Source organism: Akkermansia muciniphila (assembly GCF_018709685.1).
Taxonomy (GTDB): domain Bacteria; phylum Verrucomicrobiota; class Verrucomicrobiia; order Verrucomicrobiales; family Akkermansiaceae; genus Akkermansia; species Akkermansia muciniphila_E.
Map to the genome: position 1 here is coordinate 1 of NZ_JABDHQ010000004.1, position 26,178 is coordinate 26,178.

The 26,178-nt window shown below is 58.6% G+C and carries 20 protein-coding genes and 1 tRNA gene; 15 read left to right on the forward strand and 6 right to left on the reverse strand.

The window, feature by feature from the left end:
* Positions 1 to 316 precede the first annotated feature (316 nt).
* From HHJ06_RS03690 to HHJ06_RS03720, 7 genes are all read left to right on the forward strand, one after another.
* Positions 317 to 472, forward strand: a complete 156-nt coding sequence (locus HHJ06_RS03690) for a hypothetical protein (RefSeq protein ID WP_215427690.1) — start codon at positions 317 to 319, stop codon at positions 470 to 472.
* Between the two features lie 466 nt (positions 473 to 938).
* Positions 939 to 4,700, forward strand: coding sequence for a methionine synthase (gene metH / locus HHJ06_RS03695; RefSeq protein WP_215427692.1), 3,762 nt, complete (start codon positions 939 to 941; stop codon positions 4,698 to 4,700).
* A gap of 30 nt (positions 4,701 to 4,730) precedes the next feature.
* Positions 4,731 to 5,507: a threonine/serine ThrE exporter family protein gene (locus HHJ06_RS03700; RefSeq protein ID WP_215427694.1), complete on the forward strand. Its 777-nt coding sequence runs from the start codon at positions 4,731 to 4,733 to the stop codon at positions 5,505 to 5,507.
* Entirely contained in the window at positions 5,504 to 6,007 is a 504-nt protein-coding gene (locus tag HHJ06_RS03705) for a threonine/serine exporter family protein (protein WP_215427696.1), read from the forward strand. The genes HHJ06_RS03700 and HHJ06_RS03705 overlap by 4 nt, the downstream gene beginning before the upstream one ends.
* Before the next feature lie 95 nt (positions 6,008 to 6,102).
* A tRNA-Gln gene (locus HHJ06_RS03710) sits at positions 6,103 to 6,177 on the forward strand.
* A 580-nt stretch (positions 6,178 to 6,757) separates the two neighbouring features.
* Positions 6,758 to 8,086 carry a homoserine dehydrogenase gene (locus tag HHJ06_RS03715; protein WP_215427698.1) on the forward strand — a complete coding sequence of 443 codons (1,329 nt, stop codon included), beginning with the start codon at positions 6,758 to 6,760 and terminating at the stop codon, positions 8,084 to 8,086.
* Positions 8,087 to 8,107: 21 nt separating this feature from the next.
* The gene (locus HHJ06_RS03720; protein ID WP_215427700.1) at positions 8,108 to 9,325 is read left to right on the forward strand and encodes an aspartate kinase; all 1,218 of its coding nucleotides are present in this window, start codon (positions 8,108 to 8,110) and stop codon (positions 9,323 to 9,325) included.
* A 193-nt stretch (positions 9,326 to 9,518) separates the two neighbouring features.
* On the opposite strand, the gene HHJ06_RS03725 is transcribed toward HHJ06_RS03720, so the two are convergent.
* The 3 genes from HHJ06_RS03725 to HHJ06_RS03735 all read right to left on the reverse strand — a co-directional run bounded on the left by HHJ06_RS03725 (position 9,519) and on the right by HHJ06_RS03735 (position 12,055).
* Positions 9,519 to 9,986: a hypothetical protein gene (locus HHJ06_RS03725; RefSeq protein ID WP_251841403.1), complete on the reverse strand. Its 468-nt coding sequence runs from the start codon at positions 9,984 to 9,986 to the stop codon at positions 9,519 to 9,521.
* A gap of 224 nt (positions 9,987 to 10,210) precedes the next feature.
* Complete coding sequence (locus HHJ06_RS03730) at positions 10,211 to 11,149, reverse strand: T6SS effector amidase Tae4 family protein (RefSeq protein WP_215427704.1); 939 nt, start codon at positions 11,147 to 11,149, stop codon at positions 10,211 to 10,213.
* Positions 11,150 to 11,542: 393 nt separating this feature from the next.
* The gene (locus HHJ06_RS03735) at positions 11,543 to 12,055 is read right to left on the reverse strand and encodes a thioredoxin family protein (protein WP_215427706.1); all 513 of its coding nucleotides are present in this window, start codon (positions 12,053 to 12,055) and stop codon (positions 11,543 to 11,545) included.
* A 103-nt stretch (positions 12,056 to 12,158) separates the two neighbouring features.
* Here HHJ06_RS03735 and HHJ06_RS03740 point away from each other — a divergent pair, with 103 nt between their 5' ends.
* The gene (locus HHJ06_RS03740; RefSeq protein WP_215427708.1) at positions 12,159 to 12,875 is read left to right on the forward strand and encodes a TIGR02206 family membrane protein; all 717 of its coding nucleotides are present in this window, start codon (positions 12,159 to 12,161) and stop codon (positions 12,873 to 12,875) included.
* Between the two features lie 34 nt (positions 12,876 to 12,909).
* Here the strand turns inward: HHJ06_RS03740 and HHJ06_RS03745 are convergent, their stop codons facing one another.
* Positions 12,910 to 14,283 (reverse strand): NADase-type glycan-binding domain-containing protein, encoded by a 1,374-nt coding sequence (locus HHJ06_RS03745; RefSeq protein WP_215427710.1) that lies wholly within the window; start codon positions 14,281 to 14,283, stop codon positions 12,910 to 12,912.
* Positions 14,284 to 14,676: 393 nt separating this feature from the next.
* Here HHJ06_RS03745 and HHJ06_RS03750 point away from each other — a divergent pair, with 393 nt between their 5' ends.
* From HHJ06_RS03750 to HHJ06_RS03780, 7 genes are all read left to right on the forward strand, one after another.
* Positions 14,677 to 14,886, forward strand: coding sequence for a hypothetical protein (locus HHJ06_RS03750; RefSeq protein ID WP_215427712.1), 210 nt, complete (start codon positions 14,677 to 14,679; stop codon positions 14,884 to 14,886).
* Between the two features lie 84 nt (positions 14,887 to 14,970).
* Positions 14,971 to 18,513 carry an adenosylcobalamin-dependent ribonucleoside-diphosphate reductase gene (locus tag HHJ06_RS03755; RefSeq protein ID WP_215427714.1) on the forward strand — a complete coding sequence of 1,181 codons (3,543 nt, stop codon included), beginning with the start codon at positions 14,971 to 14,973 and terminating at the stop codon, positions 18,511 to 18,513.
* A 100-nt stretch (positions 18,514 to 18,613) separates the two neighbouring features.
* Positions 18,614 to 19,321: a DUF5131 family protein gene (locus HHJ06_RS03760; protein WP_215427716.1), complete on the forward strand. Its 708-nt coding sequence runs from the start codon at positions 18,614 to 18,616 to the stop codon at positions 19,319 to 19,321.
* 150 nt (positions 19,322 to 19,471) lie between these two features.
* A complete protein-coding gene (gene aroE / locus HHJ06_RS03765; protein WP_215427718.1) occupies positions 19,472 to 20,404 on the forward strand; it encodes a shikimate dehydrogenase in 933 nt (310 codons plus the stop codon).
* On the forward strand, positions 20,397 to 21,422 hold the full coding sequence (locus HHJ06_RS03770) for an A/G-specific adenine glycosylase (protein WP_215427720.1): 1,026 nt from the start codon (positions 20,397 to 20,399) through the stop codon (positions 21,420 to 21,422). The genes aroE and HHJ06_RS03770 overlap by 8 nt, the downstream gene beginning before the upstream one ends.
* Positions 21,419 to 21,997: a leucyl/phenylalanyl-tRNA--protein transferase gene (aat, locus tag HHJ06_RS03775; protein ID WP_215427722.1), complete on the forward strand. Its 579-nt coding sequence runs from the start codon at positions 21,419 to 21,421 to the stop codon at positions 21,995 to 21,997. The genes HHJ06_RS03770 and aat overlap by 4 nt, the downstream gene beginning before the upstream one ends.
* A 62-nt stretch (positions 21,998 to 22,059) precedes the next feature.
* A complete protein-coding gene (locus tag HHJ06_RS03780; protein ID WP_215427724.1) occupies positions 22,060 to 22,632 on the forward strand; it encodes a four helix bundle suffix domain-containing protein in 573 nt (190 codons plus the stop codon).
* Between the two features lie 119 nt (positions 22,633 to 22,751).
* On the opposite strand, the gene ppdK is transcribed toward HHJ06_RS03780, so the two are convergent.
* Entirely contained in the window at positions 22,752 to 25,496 is a 2,745-nt protein-coding gene (gene ppdK, locus HHJ06_RS03785) for a pyruvate, phosphate dikinase (RefSeq protein ID WP_215427726.1), read from the reverse strand.
* Between the two features lie 215 nt (positions 25,497 to 25,711).
* Positions 25,712 to 26,170 carry a hypothetical protein gene (locus HHJ06_RS03790; protein ID WP_215427728.1) on the reverse strand — a complete coding sequence of 153 codons (459 nt, stop codon included), beginning with the start codon at positions 26,168 to 26,170 and terminating at the stop codon, positions 25,712 to 25,714.
* Positions 26,171 to 26,178: the final 8 nt, after the last annotated feature.

A 26,178-nucleotide genomic window follows, 5' to 3' on the forward strand; every position in this document is an offset into this window, starting at 1 on the left:
TCTTCATCCCGGTTGTCCTGAATTTCTCCTTAAAGAGTTGAATTTCTTAAGTTACTCAAAGAAAGTTACACGGAGGAAATACCGGGAGCATCCGGTCTACAGGAATGGAGAATTTCCCGGCATGAGACGGACGGGAGCGGCTGAGCCTCTTTGCACGTTTCCTCCTTTCATTTTTTATCACTATTCATTTATTTTATGCGCATTTTATTAATTTTTTCAGATACTCTGCTTTAGTTGTACACCTGTTATCCACATTCTATTTACATCACCTTTCATCTTCGGGTGAGCGTCCATCCTGTTTTTACACGGCCAAATCATGAATGCGGAAACCCAGGCAGAAAATAGAAATAGCCATGAAGCCCTTCAAGCTACACTCAAAACGGACAGGAGAAGAACAGAAAACCAACTCTCCCAGCCGCCTTTTCCATTCTGGAAACAGGCTCCAGAAAAGAGCGGCAAGCCACTGGAATGATTCTCCAGACCGGGATCACCTCAAGAGTTATACACATCTTATGAACATGTTATTATCAAACCTTCCATGATTTGCCCTGATTTTTTTCGTGATCGGCAAAGGTTCATGACAGGCAGGCATCAAGGAAAACACTGGAAACGGCTTTGACCGGGAGAAGACTGCTTCCCGTAGATTATCTTCCGGATGTTGAAGAGAAGATTTACCGCTACCGTTATCACATTCATATTATTGAGACAAAAACGCACCGTTCGCGTGCTTTTTCAAGCGCCAGAGGATAAGGCATCCGCAGATATTTCACGTACACATTTTTCCCGGAGTACGGATTTTCCATCCATTTCCGCAGGACAGAATGAGAGTAAACGGAAGGATTTAAAAACGCACGGCCACGAATGCCTGTTTCCATGGCAAGCGTGACGCCAATTGTCCTTGTCCCAAACACGGACGAACGGTAGATTTTCCGCGCCATATGACCAGAGCATCCAGATTCGAACGCCTTGATTATCTGAAGGACCAATTGAGCAAAAGGATTGTCATCCTGGATGGCGCCATGGGCACCAATATCCAGAAGTTCAGGCTGGGGGAGAAGGATTACCGCGGGGAACGTTTTGCGGATGCGGCGCGCTACCCCAACGACCTGAAGAATAATAACGACCTGCTGGTCCTGACCAGGCCGGAGGTGATCCTGGACATCCACCGCCGCTTTCTAAGCACAGGGCATGCGGATATTCTGGAAACCTGCACGTTCAGCGCTACCAGCATCGGCCAGCACGATTATTTCTGGCACCGTCCGGAGGAAGGGAGCCGCAAGGACCAGGATTATTTCCAGGAGGTAGTGGACGCCCCCGGGCTGAAGTCCCTGATCCGGGAAGTGAACCTGGCCGCCTGCGCCCTCGCCCGCCAGGCCTGTGACGAAGCGGAAGCGGCGGACGGAAGGCCGCGCCTGGTGGCCGGGTCCATAGGCCCCCTGCCCGTTACCTGCTCCCTGTCTCCGGACGTGAATGACCCGGGGTTCCGGGCCGTGAATTTCCGCCAGCTGAGGCAGGCCTACCGCGACCAGGTTCTGGCCCTGCTGGAGGGCGGCGCGGACCTGCTGCTGCTGGAGACGATTTTCGACACGCTGAACGCCAAGGCGGCCCTGTTCGCCATTCAGGAGGTTTTTGAGGAACAGCCGGACGCCGCCGTTCCGGTCATGGTGTCCGTCACGCTGACGGACAAGGCGGGGCGCACGCTGTCCGGCCAGACGATTGAAGCGTTCTGGAATTCCATCCGCCACGTACGTCCTTTTTCCGTGGGCATTAATTGCGCCCTGGGGCCGGACCTGATGCGCTCCTTTGCGGAGGAGCTTTCCGGCCTGGCGGATTGCCATGTGTCCATTTACGCGAACGCCGGGCTTCCCAACCCGCTCAGCCCCACGGGGTACGACCTTCTTCCGGAGGACATGGCCCGGTTCATGAAGGAGTACGCGTCCCTGGGCCTGCTGAATATCGTGGGCGGCTGCTGCGGCACCACGCCGGAACATATCGGCGCCATTGCGGCCGCCGTGGAAGGCCTGGCTCCCCGTGTTCCAACCGCGCAGGAGCCCGCGCTGCGCCTGTCCGGTTATGAGGCGTACAACCACACTCCGGAGAAGAATACCCTTTTTGTGGGGGAACGCTGCAACGTGGCGGGTTCTCCCAAATTCGCGCGCCTGATCCGTGAAGGAAAGTATGAGGAAGCCGTATCCATCGCCCGCCAGCAGGTGGAGAACGGCGCCGTGGTGCTGGATTTCTGTTTTGACGACGGCCTGATTGACGGGCCGGAGGCCATGGTCCGGTTCCTGAACCTCGTTTCCGCGGAGCCGGATATCGCCCGCGTTCCCTTCATGGTGGATTCCTCCAAGTGGGAAGTGCTGGAAGCCGGTCTGCAATGCATGCAGGGCAAGGGGATCGTGAATTCCATTTCCCTGAAGGAGGGCGAGGAGGAGTTCCTGAAGAAGGCCTCCCTGATTAGGAAGTACGGCGCGGCGGCCGTGGTGATGGGTTTTGACGAACAGGGGCAGGCTTCCAATTACGAGGACCGCGTCCGCATCGCCCAGCGGGCTTATGACCTGCTGGTGAACCGCGTGCAGTTCCCGCCGGAGGATATTATTTTTGACCCGAACGTGCTGACCGTCGGCACCGGGATTGCGGAGCACGCCAATTACGCCCTGGATTTTTTCAAGGCCGCAGGCTGGATTTCCCAAAACCTGCCGCACACGCACATTTCCGGCGGCATTTCCAATGTTTCCTTTGCCTTCCGCGGCAATAACCCGGTGCGGGAGGCCATGCATTCCGCCTTCCTGTACCACGCCACCCGGCAGGGGCTGGACATGTGCATCGTGAACGCCGGGATGCTGGAGGTATACGACAATATTCCCAAGGACAGGCTGAAGCTGATTGAAGACGTGCTGCTGAACCGGGATCCGGACGCCACGGAGCGCCTGACGGATTACGCGGAAAAGCTGGCCGCGGAGAAGACGGAGGCCGGAGCGGAGAAGAAGCCCGTGCTGGAGTGGCGGGAGCAGGACGTGGCCAAGCGCCTGGAGTATTCCCTGATCAAGGGCATTACCGAGTTTGTGGATGCGGATACGGCGGAGGCGTTCCGGGAGCTGGGCTCCCCGCTGAAGGTGATTGAAGGCCCGCTGATGGAGGGCATGAAGGTGGTCGGGCAGTTGTTCGGGGACGGGAAGATGTTCCTGCCCCAGGTGGTGAAGAGCGCCCGCGTGATGAAGCAGGCCGTGGCCTGGCTCACCCCGTATATTGAGGCGGACAGCAAGGGCTCCTCCAAGACGGGCAAGGCCGTGATCGCCACTGTAAAGGGGGACGTGCATGACATCGGCAAGAATATCGTGGGCGTGGTGCTGGGCTGCAACGGGTTTGAGATGATTGACCTGGGCGTGATGGTCCATTGCGATACCATCCTGGACCGGGCGGAGGCGGAACAGGCGGACCTGGTGATGCTTTCCGGCCTGATCACCCCTTCCCTGGAGGAAATGTCCCACGTGGCCGCAGAGATGGAGCGCCGGGGAATGACCATTCCCCTGATGGTGGGGGGAGCCACCACGTCCGCCCTGCATACGGCCCTGAAAATAGCCCCCCATTACCAGGGCGCCGTGGTGCATACGGTGGACGCGTCCCAGGTGGTGCCCGCTGCCGCCTCCCTGGTGAGCGGGAAGAAGGATTCCTACATCGCCGCCGTGAAGGCCCGGCAGGAGGAGTTGCGCAACAGGCATGAGAACAAGCCCGCCCGCGACCTCCTGTCCCTGGAGGAAGCCCGTGAACTGCGCTGGAAGGGGGCGGAGGGCGGTTACCTTCCCCCCGTGCCCGCACGCCTGGGGCCGGTTTCCATCGGCAGCCTGCACAGCTCCGTCAGCTGCGGCTGCTGCAGTGACGATCCGCGCTATTACGTGACCGTGGAGGAGCTGGTTGAGCGGATTGACTGGACTCCCTTTTTCCACGCCTGGGAGCTGCACGGCTCCTGGAACCGCGCGGCCCGGGAGTTCCGCACGAAGGACCCTTCCAAGGCGGAGGCTGCCGCCGCCCTGTACCAGGACGCCCGCGACCTGCTGGACCAGGCCGTCAGGGAGAACCGCTACCAGGCCCGCGGCGTAATCGGCATTTTTCCGGCCAATTCCACGGCCAGCCATGACGATATTACCGTCTGGACGGATGAGTCCAGAAACGTTCCCCAGGCCACCCTGCTGACCCAGCGGCAGCAGTTGAACAAGCAGGGGAAGACCCGGATGGCGCTGGCGGATTTCATCGCTCCCGCGGGAGTGAAGGATTACGTGGGGGCCATGGCGGTCAGCATCCACGGCTCCCGGCGCTGGGCGAAGGAGTGGGAGGACAGGAACGATTCCTACCGCGCCCTGCTGGTGAGTTCCCTGGCGGACCGCCTGGTGGAGGCCTTCGCTTCCATCGCCCATGACAGGCTGCGCCTCCTGTGGAATATTCCGGAAGAGTCCGGGGTGCGTCCCGCCTGCGGCTATCCCAGCCAGCCGGACCACCAGGAGAAGGAAACCGTGTTCAGGCTCCTTCATGCACAGGAGGAAGCGGGCATGAGCCTGACGGAGACCTGGATGATGCAGCCCGTTTCCGCCGTCTGCGCCCTCGTGTTCTCCCACCCGGAAAGCACCTACTTCACCGTGGGCGCCACCGGAGAAGACCAGCAGAAGGATTACGCCGCCAGAAGACAGGCCGCCCATTCCTGATTTTCCTCTTTTTCATTCCGCCTTTCATCTATGCAGCATACCGATCAAATACAGGCCCTTTCAGAGTTCCTGCTGGAGTACGCCACCACGCTCATGGGCGCAGGGGTGCATACCAACCGCGCCGTGCGCAACATTTCCCGCATCGCCGCCGCGTACGGGTACAGCGCGGATATGACCATCTTCCAGCGCAACATCACCATGAGCCTGATCTGCAAGGATGACGAGACGCTGCGCCGCACCTCCGTCCGGAAGCTGAAGCCCCTGGCGTTCAACCTGAACCTGATCCAGCAGCTTAGTGAATTAAGCTGGCTCCCGGTGGACAACAACGTCAGCATTGCGGAGATGGAGCAGGCGTTCAGTTCCATCGTGCGCACCAAAAGGTTTTCCCGCTGGACGGACCTGCTGCTGGTCAGCGTGGGGAACGCCGCCTTCTGCCGCCTGTTCAACGGGGACCTGTGGGCCATGCTGACTGTGTTTGTGGCCACCCTGCTGGGCTTCCTGGTCAAGCAGCAGCTCTCCCGGTTGAAGTACAATCCTCTCGGCGTAATCATTCTTTCCGCCTTCGCCGCCTCCATGGCGGCGGCGTGCGCCGTCATTTTCCAGATCGGCGCCACGCCGCAGATCGCCCTGGCCACCAGCGTCCTGTTCCTGGTGCCCGGCGTGCAAATGATCAATTCCATCATGGACCTGATGCACGGCCACATCCTGATGGGGATTTCCCGGGGCGTCCATTCCATCATGATGATTACCTGCATCACCATCGGCCTTTCCGCAACCATGCTTATTGTGGGGGTAAACAGCTTATGAGCCCGGATTTCCTCTCCTCCATCCTTCTGGACGGCCTGATGGCCGCCATTGCCGCCACGGGGTTTGCCGTCATCTCCAATCCGCCCAAGCGCGCCATTGCCGTTTCCGCCCTGCTGGCGGCCATCGGCCACGCCTTCCGGTTTTACATGCTGCATTCCTGGTCCATTGACATTTCCAGCGCCACCTTTATCGCCGCTTTCACCATAGGCATGCTGGGCGTCATGACGGCCAAGCTGGTGAAGTGCCCGGCGGAGATTTTCGCGTTCCCCTCCCTGCTGCCGATGATTCCGGGCGTGTACGCGTACAAGACCATCCTGGCCCTGATGCAGTTCATGCAGGAGAACCAGGATACGTCCACCATGAACCGGCTGATCGTGGACATCTGCAAAAACGGCATCACGGCGTTCTTCATCATCTTCTCCCTGGTGATCGGAGTAGCCATTCCCATGCTGATGTTCAAACGGTTGAGCTATACCCGCATCATCAAGCCGGGGCACTGACCCCCAAACGCCGGAAACGGGGCATTTTTCTCTTGCCAGACTACGCCCCGTGTGGTTTACTACGCCCCGCAACGGCAGGAATGCCAGTGCAAGACAGCCCCATAGTGTAATTGGTAACACACCTGATTTTGGTTCAGTATTTCTAGGTTCGAGTCCTGGTGGGGCTGCCAATCTTACCCTCCTCTCTGGGAGGGTTTTTTATTGCCCTTTTGTCCTTTCCATGCCTGCCTGCGGTTCAAAGCGCCGCAAGGTTCCGGCAGGAACCAGCGTCAGCGAATAAGAGGGGTTCCGGCCCTCATAAGTTTCCCGAGGGAAACCAGTTTACCCGGCAGGCACGAAGGCCGGAGGCCTTCGCTCCCGGCTGGCCGTTTTCCTCTCAAGCCGTGGTAATATATCCTTTCCCCCGTGTTTCCTGATGCCACGCTGCTGGGAACAAGGGTTTGACTCATTCGCCTTTCAGACTCCTTCACCCTGCGGGCTCCATGCTCCGCACTCCGTCCAATCGCAACGCGGTTTCCCGGCCCTTATAATACTCCGTGCGGCATACAGAAAAATATTCCAAGTCTATTCCCCTTACCAAAAACGGTATTCGTCCTTTTCCGGGCTTTCTTTTCATACCTGCCGTTCTTTTATGTGCCCCTTTTCCATCCCACCTGTTTCCATGCCATCCGGACGGCGGCCTCACTGCCCTTCCGGAACGGTAAAAGCTCTTGCGTTACAGGGATTTTTTTGCATAATCGCCCCGCAGGAATGACGGAAAAACCTATACAACTTGGGCTTGCTGGGCTGGGAACGGTCGGTTCCGGCGTGTATGAAACGCTGTGCCGCAACCATGCCCTCCTGGAAGCCCGGAGCAAGATTCCTTTCAGGATCAAGCGCATCGCCGTGCGCAATCTGGAAAAACCCAGGGAAACCGCCGTTCCACGGGAATTGCTGACGGACGACTGGAACGACCTGGTGAATGATCCGGAAATTGACATCGTCATTGAGCTGATCGGCGGCACGCGCCAGGCTTACGACTTGGTGACGCTGGCCCTGCGCGCCGGAAAGCCTGTCGTCACGGGGAACAAGGCCCTTCTGGCGGAGTACGGAGCGGAAATTTTCAAGCTTTCCGCGGAGATGGGCACACCCATTTATTTTGAAGCTTCTGCCGGGGGCGGCATCCCGATTATCCAGAGCCTTCAGAATTCCCTGATCTGCAACCATATCAGTTCCATTGTGGGCATCATCAACGGGACGTCCAATTACATCCTTTCCGCCATGGGGGAACACGGGGCGGATTATGCGGACGCCCTGGTCCAGGCCCAGAAGCTGGGCTTTGCGGAGGAAGACCCCTCCCTGGACGTGAACGGCTGGGACGCCGCCCACAAGGCCCTCATCCTGGCGATGCTGGCGTACGGCACCACCATTTCCCCGGACAAGATTTACGTGAGCGGCATTGAGAACATCACCAGCCGCGATTTTGAGTTCGCCAAGAAGCTGGGCTATACGATCAAGCTTCTCGTCGTCATCCGCTACCATGAAGGACAGGAAGACGCCCTGGAACTGCGCGTTCAGCCCTGCTTTGTCCATGACTGGCACATCCTGGCCTCCGTGAACGGCGTGTTCAACGCCATTTCCGTCACGGGAGACATTGTAGGGGAAACGCTGTTCTACGGACGCGGAGCGGGCAAGAACCCCACGGCCTCCGCCGTCATCAGCGACGTGATCACCGCCATGCGCGAAAGCCGCTATCCGGAGTACCATACGGGCTTCAATCCTTACGCCAAGTCCTGCGGAGTCATGCACATCAACGACACGGTGACTCCGTATTACGTCCGCTTCCAGGTGGCGGACCAGCCCGGCGTCATTGCGGAAATAGCACGCATCCTGGCAACCTTCGGCATCGGCATTTCCGCCACCTCTTCCGCCCCCAGCCACATTGCTGAAAACGGGGAACCCTGGAATGACCTGGTCTTTATCCTGCACACGTGCCCGTGGGGCCAGCTCCAGAAGGCCCTGGCGGAAATTGCGCGCATTTCCTGCGTGGCGGCGGATCCCCGCGTGCTCCGCATTGAACATCTTCTTCCTCAATCCTAACCCACATCATCATCCTGTTACATGGCTCTTATCGTTCAAAAATTCGGAGGCAGCTCCGTCGGCACCATTGACCGCATCCGCAATGTGGCGCACCGCATCCATGATACCGCCAGGGACGGCAACCAGGTGGTAGCCGTCGTTTCCGCCATGAGCGGCGTGACGGACAAGCTGATCAGCCTTGCCAGGGAACTGTCCGAATCCCCCTGTGAACGCGAACTGGACGTGCTAATGGCCACCGGCGAGCAGCAGTCCATCGCCCTGCTCTGCATGGCCCTTCACGAGCTGGGGGAAAAAGCCATGTCCTTCACGGGGGCGCAGGCGGGCATCACCACCTTCGGCAGCCATACGCGCGGACGCATCCACAGCATCAACCCCACGCTGATGAACAAGTACCTGCAGGAAGGCAACATCCTCATCTGCGCCGGCTTCCAGGGGGCTACGGAGGAAGGAATGGTCCAGACGCTGGGCCGCGGGGGGTCTGACCTTTCCGCCATCGCCATCGCGGCCGCGCTGAAGGCGGACGTGTGCCAGATTTTTACAGATGTGGACGGCGTGTACACCTGCGACCCCCGCGTGGTGAAAGACGCCAAGAAAATACAAACCCTTTCATATGACGAGATGCTGGAGATGGCCTCCAACGGTTCCAAGGTGATGCAGTCGCGCTCCGTGGAATTCGCCAAAAAATTCGGCGTCGTCTTTGAAGTTCGCAACTCCATGAACAACAACCCCGGTACAATCGTGCAAGAAGAAACTCCCTCCATGGAAGCCGTCGTCATCCGCGGCATCTCCATTGACCGCAACCAGGCCCGCGTCACCATCACCGGCATTCCGGACCAGATCGGCTATACGGCCCAGGTGCTGGGCGCCCTGGCTGAGGCGGAAATCAACCTGGACATGATTCTGGCCAATACCGCGCATGACGGCTACGTCCGCCAGTCCTTCACCATGCCGTCCAATGAACTGGGCCGCGCCCAGGCTGCCCTCAAGCCGGTCATGGCCGCCCTGGGCTCCACCGTGAAGGTGGAAACGGAAGCGGGCCTTGCCAAGCTTTCCCTGGTGGGCATCGGCATGCGTTCCCATTCCGGCGTGGGCGCCACCGCGTTCAAGGCCCTGGCGGACGCCAACATCAAGACCGGCATGATTTCCACCTCGGAGATCAAGATTGCCGTGATGGTGGACGAATCAGACATTGAGGAAGCGGCCCGGGTGGTGCACAGGGCGTTCAATCTGGGCGTTTAACACTTCCCCCTTTTTCAGGACCGGTTCACGGAAACGTGAACCGGTTTTTTCATGTATTCCCCCTGTCCGGGACAGGGGGAATGCTGAAATACAAAAAGGCCTGCTTCCTGAAAGGAACGGGATGGGGGATGAAACATGCCCGGGCAACAAGGAAGGGCTTGCCGGAAAGAGGGAGAGAAAAAAGAGTAAGACGTTATTTGCCGGAAGAGGGCTGGAAACGGGCGGCCTCCGATTCTGCGGTGATCCTGGCGGGTTCGATATGAAGGAGCTTCCTTATAGCCCGGCCCCGGTCGCTCTCCGTCACCGGGAAGTAAATGACGTCGTCTCCCAGATGATAGGAATCCAGGCCGGGGATATTGCCCGCGGGGGCAAAAGATTCCGGCGTGTCCGGCAGTTTTTTTACCTCCTTGGAGGAGGCGAGGATATAATACATATAATTACCGGAATACAGTTCCGTTTTAGGAGGGCTGCCCGGTTCCGGTTTAGAGAAGCTGACCGCAGAGTGTTTATTGGCGGCCCAGCTCCACTGGATCAAAGCCTCCACGGGAATGTCTCCCCGGAGAGACTGGACGACGCGGGCGTAGTACGTTATCTCCTGGTCCGTTTCTACCGTTTTATAAATAATAACCGCCAGGAGAATGTCGCTTTTCCGCAGGTGCATGGCCGGGCTGTAAAGAGAAGCATCTCCGGCTACTTCAGCCTGCGTGGGAAAGGAGGGGGAAGATGGCGCCGCGCTGGCCGATACCGTTATCAGTCCGGAAAGCAAACAATAAAAGAGTGGGTTTTTAACCATAGAAATGGGTAGATTACTTTCTTTCCCATTATGTTCAAAAACGGAGCGAATGCTTTAAAAGCATCCGCTCCGTAAAAAAAGAAGTTGATGAATTATTCAGCGTCTTTCAATGTCGCCCGATTGATTAACCAAATGGGGCCAGTCAGGAAACTGCCAATGGAGATGTTGTCTCCCGGACACATGCCTACGTGGCCCTTTCCGGCAAACACAATAATGTCGCCCGGCTGCGGGCTGCAATAGCCTGTATCCTGGCCGTCGGCATAGTCAGGGTCGCCCAGGAGCTTTTGCACATAAGCAGCCATGTCCCTTGCACGGGTGATAACGTGGGTTTTACCTCCCAGCGCATCGGCGTTCGCCTTGTCCCCGATGAGCTCCGCTCCTGCTTCGTTCTTCAAGTCCTTACCGAAGGAACTCAACGCGATACTCATCCGCAAGGCGCAGCTGTTATAATAGTTGCGCAATTGCTCAGGAACATTGTCCTCAATTTCCTTCAGGTGAGCCTGATAGAGCCACCCTCCGATATAGGACCAAACCTGTCCGGGATTGGGCATGGTGACATAATCCACCACATTGTAGCATTTCAGCAGTTTCTGGGCATCCTCCGTCTTCCAGAGATTGACGGGGGCATCAATTTCCCAGAGTTCCAGGTCACCCCCATCCATTTCAGGAACGAATTCTTCCGCATTGGGATAGGGTGCAATAGAATCCGGAACCTTCAGGTTTTCATGATGGAGCTTGACGTAATGGTAACCTTGCTTGAGTTCCTTCTTGCCCTCTGCCTTCTTGGATGAGTTGCCGTCCTTGAGTTCCACCACTCTCTGGTTGTCTATTTCCAGGTAACCGTTGTCGTCCATCTGAATGGTAAAGGCACATTCCTTGTCAAAGGGAACACGGATGTATCCTTCCCAGTCATGGACGCCGGTTTCTTCCGTCTTGTGCCAGACAATTTTGGGAGCGTCTTTTTTCTTCACCTTGTAACGAGGATTATTTTCAGCGTCGAGCGGGTGAAATGGTATAGTTGATATAGCCATAGTGTTTATGTTTTCAATTCATTTATTGTTGAATGAACTGACCATTCAGTTCCTGGCCACCTTGAAAGATTTCCCGCTCCCCATCAACACGTTCAACGCGTATTCGGCAGGCAGGGAAAGGGCTGAAACGGCGCAGGAATCAGGTGAAAATAAAGGGCATCAAAAATACAAGCATTGATGGTCAATAATTAAACATTCCACTCTCTCCGCCCGGGAAGAAGTAAATGCGCCTTCCGCCCGTACATCCCGGAATTCCGTCAAACCGCTTCCAATACAAAATATAAGAAGCGCCTCCAGAAGGAATATTCCTCTCCGAACTATTGACGAGTGTCCATGGGCAGGGAATTGGTTATTTTCCCCGTAACCATGCAGAGGCCCGCAAAGGCAATTCCTTTACTGAACCCGTATCGTCTGCTCAATCAGTTCGTTCAGGCGCGGCGCGGAAAGGGCGCCCACCATTTCCTTCAGCTTCATTCCCTCCAGGTACAGGAGCGTCAGGGGGACGGCTTCCAGCCCGTACTTGCGGGCCACGTCCGGATAGGCATCCGCGTCAATCAGCACGGCAAACGCCTTGCCGTCCTGCGCCGCAGCGTAGGATTTGACCGCCTGGACGTAGTCCATGGCAGGGCGGCTCCACGGAGCGTAAAAGACAATCAGCACCTTGCGGCCTGAAAGTTCCGTCAACTGCCGCATGTCCTCCCCCTTGTAATCCATCCACGCAGGCGCCTTTTTCACGGGCGTGGCGGGCGGAAGAACTTTTCTGGGAGGATCAAACGTTCTTTCCAGGGGACGCGGAGCAGGCTTCTTCTCCGCATAACGGGCGCGCCGTTCACTGGAATCGTCGCATCCGGTCAGACCGGCCATCATCAGCAAAGCGCTGACCCCTATGAACAAGCCCTGTTTCATTCCGCCGGCAAGTATGCCCGGGAAGGGCAAATTTGCAAGACTGAAACCCGTCCCGCTTTTCACGTTGCCCCGGGCCCCCTCCATCTGTTATGGTAGCCGTTGAATGAACGGCATCCCTCCACTGGAATTCGCAGGGGTTTCCCACTGGGCGGCTCTGGCCGTTCTCCTGGCAGCGGGATTGTGCATCATGGAACTGGGCCAGTCCTACAAGAAAGCCATACGGAACCGCACTACGTTCTGGCTGGGTATCGCCTGCCTGTTCAGCCTGGTTCCGGACCTGGCCGCCATGCTGGCGGATGAACCGGAAAAGAGCTGGACATGGATGCTCCCCCTGCATTTCTGCTCCGTCATGCAGGTGCTATGCGCCCTGAGCCTGTGGATACCCTCCCGCCTGCTGCGTTCCATCGTGTATTACTGCGTGCTATGCGCCACTTTTCAGGGACTCGTCACTCCTTCCGTTGCCCATGATTTCCCGTCCTGGACGTATTTTGCCTTCTTCCTGTCCCACGGCGTGACGGTCATCACGGCCATTTACCTGCCGCTGGCCCTGGAATGGAAACCGGCGCGCTGGGACTTCCTGTGGGCTCTTTTGTTCGCCAACGTGTATCTGGCCGTTGTCCATCCGGCCAACATGCTCCTGGGGACCAATTACGGCTTCACGGTCGCTACTCCGGCGGGCGGCTCCGTGCTGGACCTGCTTGGCCCGTGGCCCTGGTACCTGCTGTGGATGCAGGTTCCGGCGCTTGCGCTGATGTATCTGCTTACGCTACCCTTCCGCCATTATCCCAAGGGCCGGACGGGAAGTTCCCTGTTCCAATGACAGAAGGAAGACAGGAAGGCCCGGGACGCCCCTTTTATTTGACGATTGGCTTGAGGATGCCTATGTAGGTGTCAGATGTCCCGGTACCGGGATAGCTGGAGTCTATCCTGATTTTAATGGTGCGGACAGGCTGCCTGTAATAGGGAGGAACCACAATCTGGGGCGTCCAGTCATCCCGCAGCGTGGCGTCAAAGGTGTAATCCCCGTTCAGCGTCACCTGGATGCCCTTGGGGCGACTGAACATGGAGTAGGCGATGTTGGGGTGCCGGCGCGCCTCCGAATCCCTGGCCGGATTGGTCACCGGGGAGATGCCGGTTTCCAGCATGATGCCGAGCAAACGCCCCGGGTTCCTGAGCTTGAGCTCCAGCGTTTCCCCCTGGCCGTCTCCGGAAACGCCTTCCGCCCAGTATCCGGTGCCGTTCTTCAGGTTGTCCGGTGAGCACGGAGCGCCGTAGGGGTCCTTGTCCAGGGTGGAGCTGGCCGTCACCTCGTACTGGTCCGTAAGCTTCCCTTTTTCACCACGGATGGTGACGTGCCCGTCCTTGTCCAGCACCCAGGAGGGTCCGGGCGCCAGCACCACGGAAGGAGCGTAGGGACGGCCGTCCGCGCCCAGCAGGGACCAGGTGAAAACGCCCTTGGGCGTGGTCACGATGGATTTGGTGTCCGCGGAGGGGTCCAGCTTGACGGACTGGTTGGTCATTTCAGAGCTGTACACATTCACCACCGCCTTGGGCGTGCCTCCGGTCCAGGTCATGACCGGGGAGGTGAGCAGCGTCAGGCGGGGTTCCCCCACCGTGACTTTCGGGTCCGGAGTAATGACGGTATCCTGTATATAGGGTACGGAGAACTGGAAGGTGAGCACGTGGGTTCCCGCCTTGTTGGGAACCTGGGCCACCAGCCAGTGGGTAATTCCGGCTACGGGGGACATGGTGGGGGCGTCCGCCTGGAGATGCTTCCCTTCCACCAGGGAGAAATCACATTTCAAGTCATCCACGGACGTCACGATGTCCTGCACCGCTTTGGTGAACGGAAGGATGCGCAGGGGTTCCGGCGTGGCGGCATTGGCCTGCTCATCCGGCGGGGCATACTGGAACGGCACGCCCACGGAGATGGTCTTCCCCTTCACCCCCCTGGGAATGTCCAGCGCGCAGGTGTAAACCAGAAAAGCCTGATGCTGTTTCAGGGCTACGGTAACGTCCAGGGCGTTCAGGCGGATGCCGTCCGCCTGCGCCAGGTCCATGGGTACCGGGAGGCCCGGCACCGGGGCAACGCTTTGGATGGAGAGGTCACGCGGCTGGCGTTGCAGCGTTTTTCCCGCAGCGGGCTGTTCATGCCGCTCAGGCTCCGCGGCCATGCCAGGCATGCAACATGCGGCGCTGGCCAGCCAGATGAGGGTAGCTAATCTCATGACCTTTAAAATAACGTTTCCCATTCCGTTCATCAAGGCTGATTTAAGGAACATGAAAAAGGCCCCTGGCTTTGCCAGGACAAAGACGGAGGACGGAAAAACCGTTCCGGACTCCGGAAAGGCGGAGTTCCCGACTTCTGCCAAGGTTCCGGTAAGATGCCCCGGTTTCCGGAAAACATGAAAAGCTCCGGCACGCCACATCAGGGAATCCGGTTTCACCCACACGGAAAACCATCAGGAGCAATCCAGGGAAGTCTCATGTTAGTAAACATCATAATTCATTCATTGATAAAACACAACAAATATTCCCCATGAGCCGCGGCATGCCTTGAAATACCCGCTGATTCCACCTTTTCAAGGGCTGTTAACACCTTCTTATTGCCGGGAGTTCCCATGAAAGAAGCACCGCAGGAAGGGATGCAGAACGTTCCGAAGGAAGGGGTGCGTCAAGCGAAAAAAAAAGCAGTGTCAGGCGAACAAAAAAAATTTACGCAAGAGAGGAGCGTAATTTCTCATAAAGGGAGAGAAAACACAAGATGTGGCACACATGAAAAAAGACTGTACAATATTTCCTTTTCATCGCGATTATTTTTCAGTAGATAATGCACACGCTACGCGCCGCCCCAACCCCGCGACGGAGCGCTGCTCCCGGGAGGCTCCTCCCAAATGCTTTCCATTTCGCAAGCCATGACTACAGACAACTCGCAAACTACGCTTAAACTCCGCACAGGACAGGAAATCATCCTCCCCCAGAGGAAGGACCTGCTGGGCGGTTTGAAATTCACCAGAAGATTTTCCCACAATGAAGTCCACCCTTATGATGAAGTGGACTGGACGCGCCGCGACGTGCGCATCATGGACTGGAAGACCGGAAAGACCATTTACGAGCGCCTGGGACTGGAAGCCCCCGCCCACTGGGATGACAACGCCGTGAAGATCACGGCGGACAAGTACCTCTTCGGCAGTGAACCGGGGTCTCTGGAATATGAAGACAGCTTCCGCAACATTTACGACCGCATTTCCAATACCTACACCGTGTGGGGCTGGGAGGAAGGCTACTTCGCCACGCTGGAGGACGCGGAGATTTTCAATGAGGAAATCAAGGCCATGCTGGTGCAGCAGATCTGGGCCCCCAACTCCCCCGTCTGGTTCAACATCGGCCACTGGGAACAGTGGCGCTGGGGCCGCCCGGACCTGCGGGAAAACTATACCGGCCACGGCAACAAGGCCTACCATACCAAGGGCACCAAGAACAACCTGAAAACCTTCACGGTCCAGTCCACGTATGAATATCCCCAGTGCTCCGCCTGCTTCCTGACGGAAGTGGGGGACAGCATGGAGGACATTCTGGACCACCTGACCACGGAAGGCCGCATCTTCGCCTCCGGTTCCGGCGTGGGCATCAACCTTTCCACCCTCCGCTCCTCCAAGGAGCCCATCAGCGGGAAGGGCCGCTCTTCCGGCCCCATCTCCTTTGACCGCGGCTGGGACCGCATGGCCGGAGCCATCAAGTCCGGCGGCAAGACGCGCCGCGCCGCGCGCATGGTGCTGATGTTCAGCGACCACCCGGACATCTTCGAATTCATCAACACGAAAAACCGCCAGGAAGACATTGCCAAGGTGATCCTGCGCGAGCACAACGTGCATGTGGAGCTGAAGCAGATTGCAGAGACCAAGCTGGTGGCCGGCACCCCGGCGGAAAAAGCCGCCGCGCGCCTCATCCTTTCCCTGCCCCTGGCTACGCGGAACAGCTTTGACCCGCACATGGACGCCCTGCTGTACGGGGAAACGCTTTCCCACCAGAACGCGAACCACTCCGTCTCCCTGAAAGGGGACTTCTGGCAGGCGCTTGCCAACAACGGCAATACCTACACGCGCTGGGTCACGAACCCGGCCCACATTGAGCAGACCTTCCGCGCCCAGGAGCTGCTGGAAGCCATGGCCAAGTCCATCTGGGAAAACGGGGAGCCCGGCGTGCACAACAATGACGTGATCAACCTGTGGAACCCCGTCAAGTCCATCGGCTCCATCACCACGTCCAACCCCTGCTCCGAATACGTCTTCCTGAACAACACGAGCTGCAACCTTTCCTCCTTCAATGCCTACCGCTTCCTGACGAAGGGAGAGGACGGCAAGCCCGTCTTTGATGCGGACGCCCTGACCCATGCCGCGCGCCTGGCGATGGTCTGCGCGGACCTGAACGTGGAACGCGGCGGCTTCCCGATTGAAGAGATCGCGGAAGGAACCTACAAGTACCGCACCACGGGCATCGGCTTCGCCAACGTGGGCGGCTCCCTGATGGCCCTGGGCGTTCCGTATGATTCCGATGAAGGCCGCTGGATCTCCTCCCAGCTTTGCAGCGCCCTGACGGCGGCCTGCTGGACGGCCTCCGCGGAGATGGGCGCGGAACTGGGCTCCTATGTGGAATACCCCGCCAGCAAGAAGGACCTGCTGGCCGTGCTGCGCCTGCATAACGCGGCCCAGAAGCTGGCTACCGCCCTGCCCGCCCAGAAGGATTCCAAGGCTCTGGACGACCTGATTGAAAACATCATCGCCAACGCCGGGGGAACGCTGCCGGAAGCGCAGGGGCTGACCGCCTCCTATGCCCTGCACGCATACCTCAAGAGCTTCAAGGCGCCCACCATGATGAACAAGGAGCGCATCGCCCCCGCCGCCAAGCTGGCGGAAGCGGCCTCCAGCATGTGGGCGAAGGCCGCCAAGGCCACGGCGCATCGCAACGCCTTTGTTTCCGTCATGGCCCCCACGGGCACCATCTCCGCCCCGCTGGGCTGTTATGATGAAGGCACCACTTCCATTGAACCGGACTACACGCTGGTGAAGTGGAAGCAGCTTGCTGGCGGCGGCTCCCTGAAAATGTTCAACCGCCTGGCTCTGGAAGGCCTCCGTTCCCTGGGGTATCCGGAAGACTTCGTCAATGAAGCCGCCCTGGAAGTAGCGGGCCTGGACGGCCTGATCTCCGCCTTCCAGGGGAATATGGACGCCGTGGTGAACCAGATCATCGTGGACCCCTGCAACGACCAGGCCGGCCCCGTGCGCCTCGCGTGGCGCCGCCTGCTCTCCGGCACGGAATCCCGCAGTGAAATTCAGGAAAAGGTGGCCTACATCAGCAACCCGGCCAACATGTCCGTGCTGACGGCGGACGAACTGACCGTGGTCAACGGCTCGGCCCACATTGAATCCATTCCGTGGCTGGACAAGAAGGACCTTCCGGTCTTTGACTGCGCCGCCACCAACGGCAACGGCGTCCGGGCCATCTCTCCCGCCGGGCACGTGCTGATGCTGGGCGCCCTCCAGCCCTTCATTTCCGGCGCGTGCTCCAAGACGGTGAACATGCCCGTCTCCGCCACCGTGCAGGAAGTCTACGATTCCCTCATCATGTCCCATGACCTGGGCGTGAAGTGCATCGCCATTTTCCGCGCCGGGTCCAAGGCGAACGCCGTTTACGTGGTGGATACGCCGGAAACCCGCATGTTCAAGGCCAACCACGTCTGGGAGCAGCTCGTGAACGCCGGAACGGAAGCCATTGACGAGATCATCGCGGAAGCCTCCAAACCACGCCAGCGCAAGCTGCCCGGCCGCCGCCTGGGCCAGACCGTGAAATTCTCCGTGGGCGGACAGCTCACGGGCTACCTGACGGTGGGCGTTTATGCGGACGGCACCTGCGGGGAAGTCTTCGGGCGCCTGGGCCAGGTGGGCTCCTTCGCCTCCGGCATGTTTGAAGCTTATTGCAAGCTCCTCTCCACGGCCCTCCAGTTCGGCGTGCCGCTCAAGGAAGTGGTCAAGGGTTTCCGCAATTACTCCTTTGAGCCCTCCGGCTTCTGCCGCGTGGGGGACGATACGGAGGCGGACACCTGCACGGAAATCCGCTCCTGCGCCTCCGTGGTGGACCTGATCGCCAAGATTCTGGCGTGGCTCTTCCCGGAAAGCAACGGCTACCGCCTGCGGGACGTGTTCTCCATCCCGAGCGTCAGCCTTCCCGGCCAGTCTCCGGACACCACGGTGAGCGTGCTGCCCCCCCGCATCATCACCACCCCGGTTCATACCCAGCCCCCGGCTCTTCCGGAAGTTCCCGCAGGCAAGGCGCCGGAAGGGACGATGCTCAACGGAGCCTCCCTGTGCCCGCAGTGCCATTCCCTGGCCTACGTCCAGGACGGCAAGTGCAAGTCCTGCCGCTCCTGCGGCTACAAGGACGGCGGCTGCGGGGAATAAACATATTCCCGCATCCATTCTTTCCAGGCGGAACCCGGCCAGCTTCCGGGTTCCGCCTTGTTGATGCCTTTCCCAACACCAATTCACCAGAAGCAGGCAAATGGCAATGTGGAACCCATGGCGCGGATGCCACCGGTACAGCGCCGGGTGCAAGTTCTGTTATATTCATCAAGCCGACAGGCGGCGGGGGATGGATACGGACGAGATCGTGAAAACGGACAAGTTCCACGCCCCCGTGCTGAAGAATAAAAGGGGGGATTACAGAATGAAGCCCGGCCAGACCGTCTATCTGGGCTTCTCCACGGATTTTCTCATCCGGGAGGCTGACCCGTGGCGCGGCGAATGCTGGGACATGATCCGGGAACGCCGGGACCTGAACTTTATTTTCCTGACTAAAAGAATCGAACGGTTCATGGAGTGCATCCCCGGCGACTGGGGGGACGGTTATGACAACGTGACCGTAGGCTGCACGGTGGAAAACCAGGACAGGGCGGATTTCAGGCTTCCCATTTTCAGCAGGCTGCCCATCAAGCATAAAAACATCATCTGCCAGCCGCTTCTTGAACAAGTGGACCTGGCCCCGTATTTGCGGCAGATTGAACTGGTCGTCGCAGGCGGGGAATCCAACAGTTGCGCCAGGCCCCTGAACTACGAATGGGTCTTGTCCATCCGGGAGCAATGCCTCCGTAGCAAGGTCCGCTTTGAATTCCGGCAATGCGGGACAAACTTCATCAAGGACGGGAAAATGTACCGTCTTCACGCCAGGCAGCTGTGCAGCCAGGCGAAGAAAGCCGGCATCAACTGCTGACCTCCCGTCCGGCGTGCGGCGGAAACACGCCTTCCGGACCATGGGCAAAAAAAAGCCGGGAAGAAGGAATGATAGGCGTTTGCCTTGAAATCCGGCGGAATTTCATTCATAGTACAGCGTGAACGCCTGAGGCTGTTCCTCTATCTTTCCATGAAACCCTACTACACCCTGGCCGATCTTCTGGATGAAGAACATCCGTTTGATGCCGGGGAATCCGTTCCCGCCAGACTGGCCGTGATCGGCTTCCCCATCTCCCATTCCAAATCTCCCGCCATGCAGCAGGCCGCGCTGGATGCAGCAGGCATCCGTGCGCGTTACATCCGCATCCAGGCTTCTCCGGAAGAGTTTGCGGACGTGGTGCGCCTGATCCGGGAGAAGGGATTCATGGGCGCCAACGTGACGGTGCCCCACAAGCAGGCGGCGTTCTCCCTGTGCGACGATACGGACGCCCTTTCCCGCGCTACCGGCTCCGTCAATACGCTCGTCTTTCAGAAAGACGGTTCCGTTTCCGGCTTCAATACGGACGGCCCGGGCTTTGCGCGCGCCATCCGGGAGGAATTTTTTGTGGACCTGCGCGATCTGAAGGTAGTGCTGCTGGGCGCCTGCGGCGGCGCCGGACTGGCCCTGGCGTACACCTGCGCCATGCAGCACTGCGAACGGCTGGCACTGGCCGGAAGATCGGAAGAAAAGCTCCAGTCGCTAAAGGACAGGCTAAGCTCCTTCTTTATTGACGAGCACAGGCTGGAGGGCGCTTCCGACCGCCTGGCGGCCCACCTGAACAACACGCCGCGCTTCAATGCCGCCGTGGAGGAAGCGGACCTGATTGTGAACGCCACTTCCCTGGGCCTGAAGCCCACGGACCCGTCCCCCGTGCCGTCAGCCCTGCTCTCCGCCCACCACCTGGTGTATGATTTACAGACGCATGACGACACGTTCCAGATGGAAGCCCGCTTCCAGGGAGCCAGGGTCGCCAACGGCCTCTCCATGCTGGTTCACCAGGGGGCCCTGTCCTTTGAACGCTGGTTCGGCATCAAGCCGGATATTTCCGCCATGCGCCAAGCCCTGGAACAAAAGCATGCCTGACTCCGCACCAGACTTTGACCTTCACGCGTTCCGGAAAGCGCTGGTGGAGTGGTTCCGGAGGGAGGGGAAGGATTACCCGTGGCGCCGGACCACGGACCCGTGGCACATCCTGGTTTCCGAGCTGATGCTCCAGCAGACCACCATCCCCACCGTTCTGGGAAGGTATGAGTGGTGGATGCGCCAGTTCCCCACTCCGGGGCATCTGGCCGCCGTGGACGAACAGACGGCCTTGCGCTCCTGGGAGGGGCTGGGGTATTACCGCCGCGTGCGTTCCCTCCAGGCCATCGCCAGGGAGATTGTCAACGAATTCGGCGGACGGTTCCCGGACAACCCGGAAGGGCTGAAACGCCTGCCGGGCATAGGCCCCTATACGTCCGGGGCACTTCTTTCCTTCGCCTTCAACAAGGCCGCCCCCATCGTGGACGCCAACGTGGCGCGCGTGCTGGCACGCATTGATAATTATTCCGTGCCCGTGGATTCCACGGAAGGACTGAAATACCTGTGGACCCGGGCGGAAAGCCTGGTGGACCCGGAACATGCCCGCGAGTTCAATTCCGCCATCATGGAGCTGGGACAGACCTATTGCAGGATCAGCGCGCCGGACTGCCTGCTGTGCCCCGTGCGCCCCTTCTGCTCCGCGGAACAGCCGGAAACGCTTCCCGTCAAGAATCCCAAGCCGGAAATCACGCGGGTGGAGCACCACGACATTCTGTACCTCCGCAGCAAGTCCATCCTGCTGGCAAGATGCCCGGAGGGGAAACGCCACGCCGGAATGTACCGCTTCCCCCAGCGGGAGGATGACCACACCCTTTCCCTGCCCCATGTGCTGAAACAGACCTACAGCGTCACCCGCTACAAGGTGACCCGCTACATCCACCATGTGACGGAGTCCCCGGCCTTTCTGGAAGGGGAGGAACTGGTCCCTCTGGACAAGGTGCACGAGCTGCCCATGGCCTCCCCGGACCGCAAGGCCCTGAATTCCCCCATTCTAGGCAAACTGCTGGACCAAATCAGATGAATCCCCGACTGACACCGGAGCTGGTTCTTTCCGCCTACTGCCAGGGGTGTTTTCCCATGGCGGACCCGGAAACGGGGGAAATCTCCTTCTATGAACCGGACCCCCGCGCCCTGATTCCGCTGGATGACCGCTTCCACATCCCGCATGGACTCAGGCGGGTTCTGAAGAAGAAACCTTTTGAAATACGGATGGATGCCGCCTTTCCGGAGGTGGTCCATGCCTGCGCCCGGACGGAAGAGCCGGAGGAACAGTGGATAGACGGGCAGATTGAAGAAGTGTACGGCAAGCTTCACGAGATGGGGTTCGCCCACAGCGTGGAATGCTGGGATGGGGAAGGATTGCAGGGCGGACTGTACGGGGTCTCCCTGGGGAAGGCGTTTTTCGGGGAAAGCATGTTCCACCGGAAGACGGATGCCAGCAAGATTGCGCTGGTGGCCCTGGTGCAGTACCTGCGGGCGCACCAGTTCCTTTTTCTGGATACGCAGTGGACTACGCCGCATTTGCTGAAATTCGGCACGTACGAGGTGCCGGCGGGGGAATACCGGAAGCTGCTTAAGAGGGCGCTGGAGGGGTAAAGAAATTTGTTATTTATCTCATTTTAATGGACAAAATGGGATAAATAAACAGAATGGACGTCATGGACGAAACGGACCATGGATTTATTCCCAAGCATGGAGGATACAGGAATCTGGTGGCTTACCGGATTGCGGAGATCATTTATGATTTCACGTTCCGGTTCTGCAATAAATACGTGAAAAATCAAGGTCGGACTCATGACCAGATGGTCCAGGCAGCCCGTTCCGGCATGCAGAATATCGCGGAAGGGAGCGTGGATTCAGGCGTCAGCAAGGCGTCTGAATTGAAACTGACGGGAATATCCAAGGGAAGCCTGCAGGAGCTTAAGGAAGATTACTGTTCCTATTTGCGCCAGCGAGGATTGGAACAGTGGGAAAATAACAGTTTTTATGCGCAGGAATTGATCAGGGCCAGGTTTCCTTCCGCCCAGGAAGTTATCCGGTGGGTAGGAAGGCACAAGGATTTTCAGCCGGACCATTTTGGCGCCAATGCGGCGATTATCCTCATTAACGTGGCTCTTGGACTTCTTACGAGGCTGATCCAAGCTCAAGAACGGGATTTCATGAAAAACGGCGGCATCCGTGAACGCATGACCCGCGCCCGCGTGGAGCACCGCAAACACCGGGGCAAATAATCTTCTTGTTTGATATTTGGTCCACGCCGTCCATTTAGTCCATTAAGTCAATTCTGTCCACAAAAAAGCCCGTGGTTCCGGAGAACCACGGGCTGTGTATTAACCCTTAACAAAAAGGCTTACGCCTGTTCCAGAGCTGCCTGGGCGGCGGCCAGACGGGCGGTCGGGACGCGGTAGGGGGAGCAGCTCACGTAGGTCAGGCCCAGCGTGTTGCAGAACTTGACGGAGGCGGGGTCGCCGCCGTGTTCGCCGCAGATGCCCAGCTTGATGTCCGGACGGGTGGAGCGGCCGAGTTCCACGGCAATCTTCATCAGTTTGCCGACGCCGGCCTGGTCGATGGAGGCGAAGACGTTTTTCTTGATGATTTCCAGTTCCTGGTACTGCGGCAGGAAGGAGCCGGAGTCGTCGCGGCTCATGCCCAGGCCCGTCTGGGTCAGGTCATTGGTGCCGAAGGAGAAGAACTGGGCGGTTTCCGCGATTTCGTCAGCCGTGACGGCGGCGCGCGGGATTTCAATCATGGTGCCGACGAGGTAGTCCACCTTGGCGCCCTTTTCTTCAAATACCTGCTGGGCCACCTTGTCGATGATGGCTTTCTGGATGTCCAGTTCCTTCTTGAAGGCCACCAGGGGAACCATGATTTCAGGCACCACGGAGAAGCCTTCTTCCTGGGAGACTTCCACAGCGGCTTCAAAGATGGCGCGGGCCTGCATTTCCGTGATTTCCGGGTAGGCGATGCCGAGGCGGCAGCCGCGGTGGCCGAGCATCGGGTTGAACTCATGGAGTTCAGCCACGCGGCGCATGATGACTTCCACGGGCATGCCGATCTTCTGGGCCAGGTCAAGCTGCTGTTCCTTCGTCTGGGGAAGGAATTCGTGCAGGGGCGGGTCCAGCAGGCGGATGGTGCCCGGCAGGCCCTTGAGCGCCTTGAAGATGCCCTTGAAGTCGCTCTTCTGGTAGGGAAGAAGCTTGGAGACGGCGGCCACGCGGTCGCTCTTCTTGGTGGAAAGGATCATTTCACGAACGAAGTCGATGCGGTCCCCTTCAAAGAACATGTGCTCCGTGCGGCAGAGACCGATACCGGTGGCGCCGAAGGCGATGGCGGTTTCCGTCTGCTTGGGAGAGTCAGCGTTGGTGCGTACTTTCATCTTCGTGCAGTCGTCGCACCACTGCATGAGCCTGGCGAAGTTCTGGTACGTCCGGCTGTCTTCCGGCTTCATGGTCTTGGAGATCAGCACCTGGATGATTTCAGAGGGGGAGGTTTCCACCTTGCCGGCGTATACCAGGCCGCTCGTTCCGTCAATGGACATGTAGTCGCCTTCATTGAAGGTCATGCCGCCAACGGTGACGGTGCGGTTGTTATAGTCCACGATGACTTCATCAGCGCCGCAGACGCAGACCTTGCCCATCTGGCGGGCGACGAGGGCCGCGTGGGAGGAAACGCCGCCGCGGGCGGTCAGGATGCCTTCAGCGGCAATCATGCCGCGCAGGTCTTCCGGAGAGGTTTCCAGACGGACCAGAAGCACTTTTTCACCGTTGTCCGCGGCTTCCACGCAGCGTTCCGCGTTCAGGTAGATGCGGCCGGTGGCGGCGCCGGGGCCGGCGGGAAGGCCGCGGGTCAGCACCTTGGAGGATTTGAGGGCTTCACGGTCAAAGATGGGGGTCAGGAGCTGGTCCACCTGGTCCGCGGGAATGCGGCGCACGGCGGTCTTCCAGTCAATGAGGCCCTGCTCCACCATTTCACAGGCAATGCGGAAGGCGGCCACGCCGGTGCGCTTGCCGTTGCGGGTCTGGAGCATGTACACGGTGCGGTCCTGAATGGTGAATTCAAAGTCCTGCATGTCGTGGAAGTGGTTTTCCAGCACTTCGCGGATGCGCATCAGTTCATTGAAGGCGGCGGGCATCACGTCGTGAAGGGCTGCCACGGGAGCGGGCGTACGCACGCCGGCCACCACGTCTTCACCCTGGGCGTTCATCAGGAATTCACCGTAGAATTCGTTTTCCCCGGAGGCGGGGTTGCGGGTGAACGCCACGCCGGAACCGGATTCTTCACCCGTGTTGCCGAAGACCATGGCCTGCACGTTGACGGCGGTGCCCCATTCGGACGGGATGCCGTATTTCTGGCGGTAAACGATGGCGCGGTCATTGTTCCAGGAACCGAATACGGCGCCGATGGCGCCCTGGAGCTGTTCCCACGGGCATTCCGGGAATTCATGGCCGGTGCGTTCCAGCACCAGGGCCTTGAAGCGGGAGACAAGTTCCTTCAGGTCGTCAGCGGAAAGCTTGGTGTCTTCCACATCCGGGCTGCCGTAGCGTTCTTCCTTGATGGCGGCGATGGCGGCTTCAAAGGGTTCGTGGTCTTCATCCGGGTTCTTCTGCACACCCAGCACCACGTCGCCGTACATCTGGACGAAGCGGCGGTAGCAGTCCCATGCAAAGCGGGGGTTGCCGGTGGCCTTTACCATGGCTTCCACGGATTTTTCATTCAGGCCGAGGTTCAGAATCGTGTCCATCATGCCGGGCATGGATTCGCGGGCGCCGGAACGCACGGCCACCAGCATGGGCATGGCTTCCGTATCGCCGAACTTGCGGCCCAGGATCTGTTCCATCTTGGCGATGCCTTCCTTGATCTGCGCGTCAAGCTGGGCGGGATAAGTGCAGCCGTGATCGTAGTAATAGGTGCAGACCTCCGTGGTAATGGTGAATCCGGGAGGGACAGGAAGACCGATGCGGGCCATTTCCGCAAGGTTGGCTCCCTTGCCGCCCAGAAGATTTTTCATGCTGCCATTGCCGTCGGCGGACCCTCCGCCGAAGGAATAGACGAATTTGTCAGTAGATGCGCTGCATGCGCAGGAATTGGTGGACATATCGATTATTTTAGTCGAATTAATGATTCTGCCCAAACATCAACCACAGGAGCCAACAAAAGACCCGATAGCGAGTTAGGGTCGAGTAAGGATGCCCGCCGCCTCCGGCTTTGTCAACTCGAAATTGTACGGAAAACGAAAATGTTTTTTATGATTTTTAGGGAAAAATATCTTCCTTATTTTCTCCGCAGCTCCATTCCGGCGGCTCCATTTTTTCAGAGCATTTCCCGAAAGGAGGAATCCGGCTCATAGTAAAGGATATCTACCGGACATTCCACATAAATGGTGCCTCCCGTCCACCGGAATAATGGAAGAATGATTCCCGGTATTCTATAGTTCCGGGTGCGGGCTATCATCATTTTGCCTTTCATCCGCACATTGGGAGGTTCCGTATCATCCCAGATATCCTTTTGGTTCCTTGCCACCCGGTCAACGTCCATGTTCCACGAGCCCGTAAAACGGTAGGATACATCCGTGGAAAAAACCAGAATATTGGAACTGAAGTTACTGTACCCGGCCTTGCGGCATGCTTCCTCCCCCGCCCTCTGCAATTGTTGCGAGGCCGTGGAAGACAAAACGTTGGGAACGCCTTTTATGTTCACAGGGCCTTCCTGGGTAATGGAGCAGGAGGAAAGAAGCAGCAGGCAGCTTCCCGCCAGAAGAACAGGTTTCATGATTTTGA